The 12,355-nt window shown below is 29.5% G+C and carries 10 protein-coding genes and 1 other RNA gene; 6 read left to right on the forward strand and 5 right to left on the reverse strand.

Annotation, left to right across the window (positions count from 1 at the left end):
* The 6 genes from ACQCX0_RS01495 to ACQCX0_RS01520 form a co-directional block, all read left to right on the forward strand.
* Positions 1 to 762, forward strand: a 762-nt coding sequence (locus tag ACQCX0_RS01495) for a hypothetical protein (RefSeq protein ID WP_462562368.1), incomplete at its 5' end; no start/stop codon positions are given.
* Positions 763 to 840: 78 nt separating this feature from the next.
* The gene (locus ACQCX0_RS01500) at positions 841 to 1,158 is read left to right on the forward strand and encodes a transposase (protein WP_462562380.1); all 318 of its coding nucleotides are present in this window, start codon (positions 841 to 843) and stop codon (positions 1,156 to 1,158) included.
* A gap of 245 nt (positions 1,159 to 1,403) precedes the next feature.
* An RNA gene (gene ffs / locus ACQCX0_RS01505) (signal recognition particle sRNA small type) lies at positions 1,404 to 1,498 on the forward strand.
* Between the two features lie 28 nt (positions 1,499 to 1,526).
* Complete coding sequence (dnaX, locus tag ACQCX0_RS01510) at positions 1,527 to 3,068, forward strand: DNA polymerase III subunit gamma/tau (protein WP_462562370.1); 1,542 nt, start codon at positions 1,527 to 1,529, stop codon at positions 3,066 to 3,068.
* Between the two features lie 426 nt (positions 3,069 to 3,494).
* On the forward strand, positions 3,495 to 3,713 hold the full coding sequence (locus ACQCX0_RS01515; protein WP_462562372.1) for a hypothetical protein: 219 nt from the start codon (positions 3,495 to 3,497) through the stop codon (positions 3,711 to 3,713).
* An 874-nt stretch (positions 3,714 to 4,587) separates the two neighbouring features.
* Positions 4,588 to 4,713 (forward strand): hypothetical protein, encoded by a 126-nt coding sequence (locus ACQCX0_RS01520; protein WP_462562374.1) that lies wholly within the window; start codon positions 4,588 to 4,590, stop codon positions 4,711 to 4,713.
* 226 nt (positions 4,714 to 4,939) lie between these two features.
* Here ACQCX0_RS01520 and ACQCX0_RS01525 read toward each other — a convergent pair whose 3' ends face one another.
* The 5 genes from ACQCX0_RS01525 to ptsP all read right to left on the reverse strand — a co-directional run bounded on the left by ACQCX0_RS01525 (position 4,940) and on the right by ptsP (position 12,261).
* The gene (locus ACQCX0_RS01525; RefSeq protein WP_462562375.1) at positions 4,940 to 5,767 is read right to left on the reverse strand and encodes a 3'-5' exonuclease; all 828 of its coding nucleotides are present in this window, start codon (positions 5,765 to 5,767) and stop codon (positions 4,940 to 4,942) included.
* Between the two features lie 65 nt (positions 5,768 to 5,832).
* Positions 5,833 to 6,990 carry an N-acetylglucosamine-6-phosphate deacetylase gene (gene nagA / locus ACQCX0_RS01530; RefSeq protein WP_462562376.1) on the reverse strand — a complete coding sequence of 386 codons (1,158 nt, stop codon included), beginning with the start codon at positions 6,988 to 6,990 and terminating at the stop codon, positions 5,833 to 5,835.
* 4 nt (positions 6,991 to 6,994) lie between these two features.
* The gene (nagB, locus tag ACQCX0_RS01535) at positions 6,995 to 7,819 is read right to left on the reverse strand and encodes a glucosamine-6-phosphate deaminase (protein WP_462562377.1); all 825 of its coding nucleotides are present in this window, start codon (positions 7,817 to 7,819) and stop codon (positions 6,995 to 6,997) included.
* A gap of 135 nt (positions 7,820 to 7,954) precedes the next feature.
* Positions 7,955 to 9,355 carry an N-acetylglucosamine-specific PTS transporter subunit IIBC gene (nagE, locus tag ACQCX0_RS01540; RefSeq protein ID WP_462562378.1) on the reverse strand — a complete coding sequence of 467 codons (1,401 nt, stop codon included), beginning with the start codon at positions 9,353 to 9,355 and terminating at the stop codon, positions 7,955 to 7,957.
* A gap of 275 nt (positions 9,356 to 9,630) precedes the next feature.
* Positions 9,631 to 12,261 (reverse strand): phosphoenolpyruvate--protein phosphotransferase, encoded by a 2,631-nt coding sequence (gene ptsP / locus ACQCX0_RS01545; RefSeq protein WP_462562379.1) that lies wholly within the window; start codon positions 12,259 to 12,261, stop codon positions 9,631 to 9,633.
* Between the last annotated feature and the right edge of the window lie 94 nt (positions 12,262 to 12,355).

Raw genomic sequence — 12,355 nt, forward strand, 5'->3', positions numbered from 1 at the left:
GATAACTTTTATCAAATAATTTTAACTCATAACTATGATTTTTATAGAACTATTTCTCATAGAATAATTGGTAAAAATCATGCAAGAGAAAATAAACTACATGCTATCAAAAGAATCCATGATATTGAATTAAAATCAGAAAAATATCAAAATAATCCTTTTAATCATTGGAAAGATAATATTCACGAGTATTCTAAACTAATCGCACTAATACCTTTTGTAAGAAATTTATTAGAATATACTAAAGGAGAAAATGACCCAAAATACCTACGGCTTACATCTTTATTGCATAAAAAATCAGATACTGGAACGATTATTGTAGATGATTTATTAAAAATATTTATATCAGTAATTAATTTATCAAGCTTAAATGTGAAAAAAATCAATAATACAAGTGAAAAAGTTATTAAAATTATAGAAAATGAAGCAAATAGAATATTACTTAATGATGAAGACAAGCTAGAACTAGAAAGTAAGATTGTATTATCAATTGCCTGTAGATTACAAATGGAAGAATATTTAATACAAAAAATAAATGATTCAACTTTTATAAATGGAATTACTAGTAATCAAACATATACATTAATATCTAAATATAAAAATCTTTTTAATCAAGAAATTTCTAATATAGCTGTTTTAGATAGGGTAAATCTTATAACTCCAGAAAATATACATTTAAATTCTTTTATGTACGAACCAATACTAGATATATCTATCTATGAATTAAAAGATTTATATAATGACGTAAAAAGTCTAAAATAACCTCAAAACTATTGTGCAACCCTAAAAACCAGCGGTATAATACTCTTATAAACAAAAAATTATAAGAGTATTATACTAATAGAATTAAAATTCAAAAGTTTATTACAGTTTACTCAATATTTTAATACTGAAGCAAAGTGCCGTGAATATTTAACTCAAATGAGATGGGGAGATAAGCCAGTATGTCCTCATTGTACTCATGATGATAAAATATATAAATTTAAAAATGGTATTCATTATAAATGTAGTTCTTCTAATAAAAGATTTACAGTAAGAGTTGGTTCAGTATTAGAAGATTCAAGAGTATCATTACAAAAATGGTTAATTGCTTTTTATTTAACCACTTCACATAAAAAGGTATTAGTTCAATTCAATTATCTAAAGATATTGGGGTAACTCAAATTAAATTATGAAATCAGAATAATAATACATAACAAAGAGCTTATAAATAATATAGAATATGTCTATTTAAACTATGATGATTCTTTTGCTATAATCTAAACTTCTAAAAGTATCCTTATAAATTATATAAAATAAAAAATACTTAATCTCTTTATAAGCTTAACCTAGTGCTTCAATATTCTATTTTTAAGTATGTTTAAAAATCAGTTACAAAATTAAAAAAATTTGCTAAACTAATTATTGGGTGAGCCTAGGCATACGGATTGGTGAATCTGGTCAGATTTGAAAGAAAGCAGCCACAATCAATTATTATGGGTTAAGCTTACCTTTTATTTATCAATTTTATTGTTTAAGCTTAAGTTATGACAGAACACAGTGTTGCCTATAATGTTTTAGCAAGAAAATATCGCCCTAGTACTATTAATGAGCTGATAGGACAGGAAGTTTTAGTTGAAACTCTTAGTAATGCCTTCAAGCTTAATAGAATTGCCCATGCTTTTATGTTAACTGGGGTTAGAGGGGTTGGCAAAACTACTACTGCAAGAATTCTTGCTAAAGCTCTTAATTGTATCGGAATTGATGGTAATTCTGATATGACCTTATCTCCTTGTGGGGTGTGTGATAATTGTATAGCTATTACTTCGGGTAGACATTTAGATATTTTAGAAATAGATGCTGCCTCTCGCACTGGAATTGATGACATCAGAGAAATTATAGAAACTCTAAAATATAAACCAGTATCAGCTCGTTATAAAATTTATATTATTGACGAAATACATATGCTTTCTAAAAATGCTTTTAATGCTTTATTAAAAACCTTAGAAGAACCTCCCAAACATATAAAGTTTATTTTTGCCACCACCGAAATAAGAAAAGTACCAGTTACTATTTTATCACGTTGCCAGCGTTTTGATTTAAAAAGAGTATCTACTGCAGAATTAAGTAAGCATCTGGAGAATATTTCTAAACAAGAAAATATTAATTATGAACCAGCAGCTCTTACCATAATAAGTAAGGCTGCCGGCGGATCTGTTAGAGATAGTTTAAGCTTATTAGATCAAGCTATTATTTACTGTGAAGGAAATATTCTTGAGGTTAAAATTAGTGCAATGCTTGGGCAAAATTCTAAAGAAACCTGTTATTTATTACTTGAAGCAATCATAAAAATAGATAAATTAACCGCCTTTGAGATTTATAATAAGTTATACTTAAATGGTGCTGAATTAGATTTAATTTTTGAAGACTTATTAGATGTTTGTCACCTCTTAACTATGTTACTAGTTGTTCCTACTATTGTTTCTCAAGAATTAGCAGAAACTGAGAAAAAATTGGCAAACAATCTTTGTAAATTCAGCTCAATAGATAGCTTATCCAGATTATGGCAGATTTTATTACAAGGTATTAATGAAATTAAAACTGCAATTTATCAAAAAAATACTGCAGATATGCTACTGGTAAAGTTACTGTGGGCAGCAGAATTACCTAGTATAGACGATTTATTAAGTAATTTAGAAAAAAAAAATCCTAACTTAGCACTACCGGCTACTCAGAATAATATTGAAGATAATTTTTCTAAAATAAACCCTTCTCCTAACTTAATAAAAGGATCTCCGCCCCCTTATATTAATATTACTAGTACTAATTTTCCTGAACCAAGATCCTCAGAAAGTATTACACATGTAACAATTACCGATATTAATTCCTCAAATATTGCCAATGCCACTATAGAAAAATCTAAAATTGGTGAGACCTATAAGGACACTATTCCTAAACAAGAAACTGTCACCACTCTAATTGAACAATTTGTAGACCCTCAGGAACAAGCTTTATCCTCCCAAGATCAAGAATTATTAGCCTCTACTAAAAAAATCCTAATAAATGCTAAATATATGGGAATTTACTAAAAACTTTTACTTAAGTGATTAGAGGATAGAATAACTGTACTAAGCACCATACATTCTAAGCATAATCTTAAAAAATTACCTTTTTGACTACTATTAAAGTATATTTTTAATTATTTAGAGTTTATACACTATGGCAATTAAACATTATATTCAACTTTTCGGTAAATTTCTGAGTTCTGTGGTAATGCCTAATCTCGGAGTTTTTATTGCTTGTGATTAAGTACTGCTTTTTTTATTCCCACAGGTTATCTGCCTAATGATCAACTGACTTTTGTAGTAGAGGATCAATGGTTATTTATTTACTACCTTTATTAATTGCTTATACGGTAAGGAAGATGATTGCTAACCACAAATGAGGCGTAGTAAGTACTATTACTACTATGGTGGTAATAGTAGGAAGTAGCATCCCAATGTTTATCAGGAGTAATGATAGCAGGACCGTTGGGCGGTTATATTATTAAAAAATTTGATACGGCAATAACTCCAAGAATTACAATCGGTTTTGAGATGTTAGTAAATAATACCATTAATCACGGAACTTTAAGATCCATAGGAATAACTGAAGCTAAAGTATTCTGTAAATCTATTTTCTTCCTACTAGAAACTAATCCTGATCCTAGATTAGAAGCTTTATTATCTTATTGAATCTTCGGTAAAGAGACTGCCAAAAAATTCTGCTGGCAGAGCTACTATTATTAACTTCTTCGGAAGAATTCATGAAATTTATTTTCCTTATATTTGAATGAACCCTATACTGATTTTAGCTGTAATTTTCGGCTGAGCAACCGGTATTTTTATTTTTGAATTATTTCACAGGCTTGGTGACAACGCCATCTACTGCTTCTATTTTGGCTCTTTTAGCATTACTTCCTAAGGATGTTATGTTTGCTGTAATTGCAGGAGTCTTATGAGTAAATATAGTTTCTTTTGTAATTGGAAGTACAATTTTAAGAAAATTTAACTCTACTGCGTTTGCTTTAAAAGTAGCTCAGAGTGAAATACAATCCTTAAAATACTATAAATACAATTAATCTCTCTGCCTTAACAACCAATAACATAGTGAGGGAAGACTTAGAAAAGAAGCCCTTAAACAAAAACTTTGCTGTATAATTAATCTTGATTCAATAATATTCAAAAAAAATATCTTATAGGTGATAAAATACCAGTTATAATAGGAAGATTTGTAAATAATTATGGTATTTTAAAGTAAAATAAATTGTTTGAAATTTTTCCTACTTTTTATGATCCAACTTATATATTATCCATAATAGAATTAAATTTTGTTACTTCCAGCTTTTTCATAGATAGACCAAATATGTATAATTTAGAAATATTACTGTATGTTATCTTAACAAACAAAGGCTTAAGTATCTTTTCGTTATACTCTTTTCCTTGTGAATACCAATTTAAAGTATTATTACCAAGATCATGCTACTATAAAACCATTGCTTATACTAATGTTATACATGTAGCTATATAATCAGGTGTATTAGCTAGGTTAAATTAGGAACTGAAAAAAATGTATGGGAAAGCATTATCAGAAGTTGCCTTATATAATGAAAATAAAAATTTATCTATTAGATTTGTACTATTAAAACAACTAAATAACGAAGTTGAGATAAAGCAAGATTTTACGATATGGTAACAGGAGAATTATACAATAAAGATAGTTTTTATCAGTATTACTACTATTGTATCTCCGTAATTTTTTTATTATTCAAATGTTTTTTACTTTTATTGATAAGAATTTTGGGAGTTTGAACATTTTTGAAAAAAGATTCAGTATAAAAACTGAGTATAAATTTAATATGTTTACATATACACAAAAATAGCAAAAGAACGTATCAACAGGAAGAAAAAAGGAAAATAAGCTAGAAAAAAAGATTATTATTAGAGGCGTTTAACCATTCAGTTTTAAATTCCTGCAAATGTACTAATTGAGTATTTTTTTCAATAAACTTTAAAATATCTCTTATAGCACTATTATAAGTATTTATCGTAATTCTACTAGTATGCAAAGCATACCTTAAATAAACTAAAGCTGTGTTTAATACATCGGTTTCACAATAATTACGAATTTTTAAGAGCTCACCTCTATCAAAAAGCTCAGTAACTAAGGAACCTTCCACTCCTATTTTACCTGGAAATCCAAAAACTGAACAAACTTCATTAAGTTTAATTTTAGCAGAAGCTCCATAATCTGATAAAGCTTCTAATAAGTCACAATGCCACTCATAGGAATAACGGTTACTATAATTAGACCATTTATCTCCGGAACGATGATAGAATGCTGAGGAAATACCATATTTCATCGCCCTATATTTTAAAACCGGCATATCAAATGTTCTTCCGTTAAAAGAGACTAATCTAGCTTCTAACTTTTCAAGGGTTTGAAAGAACCCCTGAATTAAGTCTTTTTCCGTGGATTTTAAATCTCCTCCTGAACGTATCTCTTTAAGTTTGTAAACCTCATAGGTATCTTCATAGGAAATCTCAAAAATCACAAAACTAATAGCTACGATATTGTGGAAAGTCTGTCTTAAAAAAGCATTATTTCCCCCAGTTGTTTCTAAATGATACTCTCTAAGTGTTTGCCTTAATTCAGTTTTATCATCACTCTTCAAACCTGTTAAATTTGCTACACTAGTAGTATCTGGTATAGTTTCAATATCAAAGATAAATAAGTGTTTTAAACGCATGATGATGATTTATTATTTTGGTTAAATTTTATTATTATACTTAGCCACACTTTTAGTAACATTGATTATTTTGCATCATTTTTATTAAGTGTACCGTTATCTATAGTATATTTTACTTGGTAAATTTTATCAAATATTACTAAATTAGCAATAAAATCTTCTTTAATTTTGCCTAATTTATTCTCAATTCCTATTACTCGTGCCGGATATAAACTTAACATTCTTAAGGATTCTCCTAAGGAAATTCCTACCTGTTGTACAAGATTTTTTAAACTCTCTATCATAGTAATATACACTCCGCTGAGAGTTCCTTCAGCAGAAATTAATCTGCCTTCTTTTAAAAAAATTTTTTTCCCTGCTAACATAAATTCTGTAAGGTTAGTACCAACCAAAGGCATAGCATCTGTAACTACAAAGAGTTTTTCTCCTTTAATTTTTTTTGCCAACGCAACATTAGCAAAGTTTACATGATGTCCGTCTACAATTATTCCGGCAGACACTTCATCGGTGTTAAAAACAGCTCCTATTACTCCTGGATTTCTACCCTCAAAGGTAGGCATGGCATTAAATAGATGAGTAGCTGTTTTAATGCCATAATTAATTCCTGCCATAGCTTCTTCATAATTAGCATTACTATGACCTATTGAGATCACAACTCCGGCATCGGTTAATTTTTTAATATATTGTAAGTTATTACACTCAGGTGCAAGGGTAAGCATAATAGGTATTTCTTTCACAGCTTTCATAAAAAAATCTACCATCTCCGCAGATAAAATTTTAATATAACTAGGATTATGGGCTCCTTTCTTTTTAATATTAAGATAGGGACCTTCAATATGCACCCCGATTGCTTTATTAGGATTTTTTTTGTACCAAGTTTTTACCACATCAACTGCTTGTTTAACATCCTCTTCCTGGGCAGTAATAAGGGTTGGTAAAAAAGAAGTACAACCGGATTTTAAATTAGTTTGATGCATAATCTCTAAGGTATTCTCAGTAATACTATCATTTAATAAAACCCCACCGCAACCATTGAGCTGTAAATCTATAAAAGCCGGAGCTATGAGTAGATCATCTACTCTTATTTGTTCTATGTTTTTCGGTAAATCTTTTGCTAAACAAACCATATGAACTTTATTATTTTTAATAATAACGACAGTATCTTTTTCCAAAAAAGTATTACCGTCAAAAATTAATCCCCCGACTAATGCATATTCACTCATTTTTTTATTGATCCTGTTTTGTTTGTGTGCATAAATCTTCTATATATGAAAATTCATCTTCCAGTTCTTTGAAATATTTATATGTTCTTAATTTTAACTCTATACAAGCCGCCTCATCCACCACAATTATGGCTTTTGGATGCATTTGCAGTGCTGTAATGGTCCAGAGATGTGAAACTGATCCTTCCATTGCCTGTTGCAAAGCTCTGGCTTTTTTTTCACCAGAGATTAGAATTAATACTTCTTTAGAATTCATAATAGTAGAAATTCCCACAGTTAAAGCACTCTTAGGAACTTGCTTTATATCGTTGTTAAAATATCTTGAATTAGCTGAAACAGTAGAGGTATCTAATTGTTTATCTCTAGTTTTAGAGTTTAGGGATGAGTATTGTTCATTAAAGGCAATATGCCCGTTTTCACCTACCCCTCCTATAAATAAATCAATACCTTTAGCTTTAAGAATTTTAGCTTCATACTCTAAGCACTCCTGTTTAAGATTTTTAGCATTACCATTAGGGAAATTAATATTATTAGGAGAAATATCAATATGTTTAAACAGATGCTCTTGCATAAAAAAATGATAACTTTGGGGGTTAGTCTCAGATAAGCCTATATACTCATCCATATTAAAAGTAATCACATTTTTAAAACTAAACAGTTGGTTTTTATGCATATTTACTATATATTTATACATATTAACTACAGTACCACCAGTTGGTAACCCTAATACAAATTTTTTCTTATGTTGATAATTAAAATTTTTTATTTGTTCTCTAATATAAATAGCAGCCCACAAGCCTATATCATGATTAGTAATTATTAAGCGCATCCACTCTTCCTATTATGATGTTTAACATGTTACTTGCTAATTAAACAATTTTCTTTCATCTTTAATGATAAATCAAAAAGTTAACTTCTAAAACTAAAAAAGTAACTATTCTCTTATTTATTATTGCTACATCTACTATTTCATAGCATTCTTGATTTTATCAAGTAAAATATCTACCTCTGGACCTATTATCACTTGATATTGCCCTATACCTGTTTTTATAAAACCGTGAGCTCCTAAAGTCTTTAGCGTTTTTTCATTTATAATCTCAGTACTGTTTACTTCTAATCTTAATCTGGTAGTACATGCTTCAATAAAAGTAATATTATCTTTACCTCCTAAAGCCGTGAGATAATTCAACCCTATTGCCTCATGAGAGAGTTTTATATCATCGTTATCAGGTTGTTCTTCTTCCCCACGTCCAGGGGTGCTAAGATTAAAGATCCTAATAGCAAATACAAAAAGAAAGAAATAAATTATAGCAAAAACTACTCCTACGGGAAATAGCATCCACCCATTATGACCTAAGCGATAACTTAAGATATAATCAAATAACCCTGCTGAGAAAGTAAATCCTAATTTTACATCAAGTAAATTCATTACCACTAGTGATAAACCCATTAAAGCCGCATGAATTACATATAAAGGAAAAGCTATAAACATAAAACTAAATTCTATGGGTTCAGTAATTCCTGTTAAAAAAGAAGTTAAGGCTGCAGAAATTAAAATACCCGATACAGTAGTTCTATTCTCCGGTTTAGCCATTATAATCATAGCTACTGCTGCTGACGGAAGCCCAAACATCATCACAGGGAAAATTCCTGCCATAAAGGCTCCTGCAGTTTTATCACCAGCAAAGAATCTCCATAAATCACCATGTTTAACTATTTCTTGACCGTGCTCAATGACACTATAATCACCAAAAGTAAACCAAACCACACTATTTAAAACATGATGTAATCCGGTAGGAATAAGCAACCTATTTAAAAACCCATAGAAGAATAACCCTATATTATTAGAGGCAATAATCCAATTACCAAAATTTGTGATGACTTCTTGTATCGGGGGCCAAATTATGCTACAAACAAAGGATAAAATTAAAGATATAAAACCGGTAATAATAGCAATGAATCTTTTACCGCCAAAAAAAGCTAAATATGTTGGTAAAGCAATATTATGATATTTATTATATAAATAACCAGCCATACCACCGATAATTAGTCCTCCTAAAACTCCCATATCTACTTTAGGATTTAAAACCTTTAAACCGTTAGTTAATACTAAATAACCAACCAATGCTGCTAAAGCTGCTGCTCCGTTACTTTCCTTAGCAAAGCCGATTGCTACCCCTACTGCAAAAATAAGTGCTAAATTACTAAAAATTGCCTCTCCAGCTACAGAAATAAAAGCAATATTTAGTACATCAGGCTGCCCTATTCTTAATAAAATACCTGCAACAGGTAAAACAGCTATAGGGAGCATTAAAGCTCTCCCTAATTTAACCAAGTTCTTCTTAAAGTTTATATAAAAGTCCATTTTACACTCCTAAAATAAAGTAATTGTTTGTATTTTATCTTAAAAATTAACTTAGATTTACAATTTATAAGATTGTTTAATTAGTGAATATCTAATTAATTATAATTTATATTGTCTGATTTTTCAAATATTATCTTTTTAATTACCAAATAAACTTATAATATAATCACTGTATTGTATTTCAACTAACCATAGTTTCATTCACAATTATTTTAACAAAGTTTTAGAGACTAAACCACTATTAGTAATTATTAGATTAAGCCTAGTTTTATATCTTAATAATTAATTTGATGGAAATACTTACGAACTCTTTCTTTTACCTCATCTACATTTTCCATAACAAGTGCTTGTTCTGCAACATCTTCACATTGTTTAATATTTAATTCTCTAATTAGGGCTTTAACATCTGCTATTAAGCTTCTGGTTACTGATAATTCCTCAACTCCTAAACCTAGTAATAATGGAATTGCTTCTAACTCTGAAGCCATAGCTCCACATACGGCAGTGGGTTTATTGTATTTTTTCCCACCCTCAACCGTACTTTTAATTAATTTTAACAATGCAGGATTTAGATTACTAATTTGTGAAGTTAAAGAAGGATTACCCCGATCCATAGCTACAGTATATTGAGCTAAGTCGTTAGTTCCTATGGAAAAGAAATCAATATATTCGGCAAATTTTTCTGCCATTAATGCTACTGCTGGAACTTCTACCATAATGCCTACCTTAATATTGGCACTGATTTGTAATTTTTGCTGCTCTTCTTTAATAATCTCTTTCATGTCTTGCACTTCACTTATAAAACTAACCATAGGTAGCATTATTTTAATCATCTCAAAAGGTTTAATTCGTAATATAGCCCTAACCTGATTTCTAAATATTTCTATATTATCAAGATAATTTCTAACTCCACGTTTTCCTAAAATAGGATTTTCTTCAAGGGGTAACTTAATATAAGATACAGGTTTATCCCCACCTACATCTAAGGTTCTAAAAGTAATTTCTCCGCTCTTATGCATAGTATCTACAATACTTTGATATAATTGGTATTGCTCATCTTCACTAGGAGCACTTATAGAATTATAAAATAAAAATTCTGTTCTTAATAATCCAATGCCTTCTGCTCCGTTACAATAGGCAATTTCTGCTTCTTCTAAGTTACCTATATTTCCTTTAACTATAATAGCTTTACCATCAAGAGTAATAGCTTTTTCTTTAGCAGTTGTATTATTTTTAGTCTTAATTTTCTCTATTTCACTAATTCTTAATTTTATTGTAGCCAATTCCTTTTGATTAGGATTAATAATAAGACTGCTGGTATCTGCATTTATAATTAGATTACTCTTACTGGGTATCTCCATAATATCTTTACCCATAGCAACTAGTGTTGGAATACCAATACTTTTTAACACAATTGCCACATGTGAAGTAGTAGAACCCTGAGCTAAAATAATCCCTACTACGTTTGTATCAAAATTTAAAATATCTGATGGAATTAAATCTTTAGCAATTAAAATACTATTTGCAGGATAGAGTACCTTTTTATTTTCCTGCCCCAGTAAAGTAAGAATAACTTGTTTCTCAATATCTTTTAAGTCGGCTATACGTTCCATAAGCAGAGTATTGTTTGTAGATTCTAAAACCTTTATACTCTTAGCAATGGCTGTTTGAAAAGCAAACTCTGCGGTTTTTTGCTGATTTATTACTGTTTTTACATTTTCTAATAAAGATATATCTTCTAATAAAAATAAGTGTGCCTGAAAAATTTCTGCTTTATTAGTTTGTTTTTGTTGTTTAGCCTGCTCAATATTAGCGGTAATAGTACTTTTAACTTTAGTAAGAGCTACTTCAAATTTAGCAATCTCTACAGAGAGAGCTGTTGCATTTTCAGTTATAACAATTTCTTCTGCTTCTAATAAATATGCCTGCCCTACTGCAAAACCTCTACAAGCCACAACCCCTTTTAGTTCAACTTCTATGGAAAAATCAACTTTTTTTTTATCAGCAAAAACAGAGGCAGTTGTCACTATAGAAGTAGTAGGATTATTTTCTTGTATAACTGTAGCATCCCCAGTAGTATTTTCTCCTAATCCCTCTTTTATAGCTTTTAGTAAAGTTTTAACCGCATCTTCTGCATCGTTACCTTTGGCAGTTATGGTTATTTCTTCGTTTTCTTCAACTCCCAAACCTAAAATAGCAATTACACTTTTAGCATTAGCTATTTTAGTACCTTTAGTTAGGGAAATTTCAGCCTGATATTTTGATACTAGATTAAAAATATAAGAAGCCGGTCTGGCATGCAATCCACTATGATTTAAAATTCTTGTAGTTTTTGATATTACTTGTTCACTCTCTGTATGAGTAAAAGTATTTACAGATTGTTCCTGATTTTGAAAAGGATTATCAATTTGAGGTTTACTAAGTACTAACAGGGGAGCTTGAACTTCTATGTCTTTTATTTTATTCTTGCTTAAAATATATTGATTCTGATTAGTAATGATTATCATTATCATAGCACTCTTAGATTTTTTAGCAATTAAGGCAATATCAAATTCAATTAATTTTTGACCTCTAATAACGCTATCACCTTCTTTTACAAAAGATATAAAGCCTTCCCCATTCATATGGACGGTATCAATCCCAATATGAAGCAAAATTTCTATACCTTGCATTGTTTTTATAACTACTGCATATTTAGATTTATGAATAGTTATAATAACTCCCTCAACTGGAGCTAATAATACCTGAGTATTAGGGAAAATTGCAATGCCATCACCCATCATTCCTTGAGCAAATACCGGATCGGTTACATCTTTTAAATTAATAATTTTTCCGGAAACCGGAGCATATATGTTAACATTAACAGCATTGTTGTTATTGCTTCTATTGAAAAGTTTTTTTAACAAGTTTATTACCATGGTAGAGTCCATTTATATAATTATATTCATAAATATATACTATTATATATTATTAAAAATATTTAAGCAAAGGTTTGTATGA

The organism is Candidatus Hepatincolaceae symbiont of Strigamia maritima, assembly GCF_055505085.1.

Coding starts and splice junctions, on each gene's coding strand:
- dnaX (WP_462562370.1), top strand. CDS start 1,527: ATGACAGAACACAGTGTTGCCTATAATGTTTTAGCAAGAAAATATCGC.
- ACQCX0_RS01515 (WP_462562372.1), top strand. CDS start 3,495: ATGATAGCAGGACCGTTGGGCGGTTATATTATTAAAAAATTTGATACG.
- ACQCX0_RS01520 (WP_462562374.1), top strand. CDS start 4,588: ATGTATGGGAAAGCATTATCAGAAGTTGCCTTATATAATGAAAATAAA.
- ACQCX0_RS01525 (WP_462562375.1), bottom strand. CDS start 5,767: ATGCGTTTAAAACACTTATTTATCTTTGATATTGAAACTATACCAGAT.
- nagA (WP_462562376.1), bottom strand. CDS start 6,990: ATGAGTGAATATGCATTAGTCGGGGGATTAATTTTTGACGGTAATACT.
- nagB (WP_462562377.1), bottom strand. CDS start 7,819: ATGCGCTTAATAATTACTAATCATGATATAGGCTTGTGGGCTGCTATT.
- nagE (WP_462562378.1), bottom strand. CDS start 9,355: ATGGACTTTTATATAAACTTTAAGAAGAACTTGGTTAAATTAGGGAGA.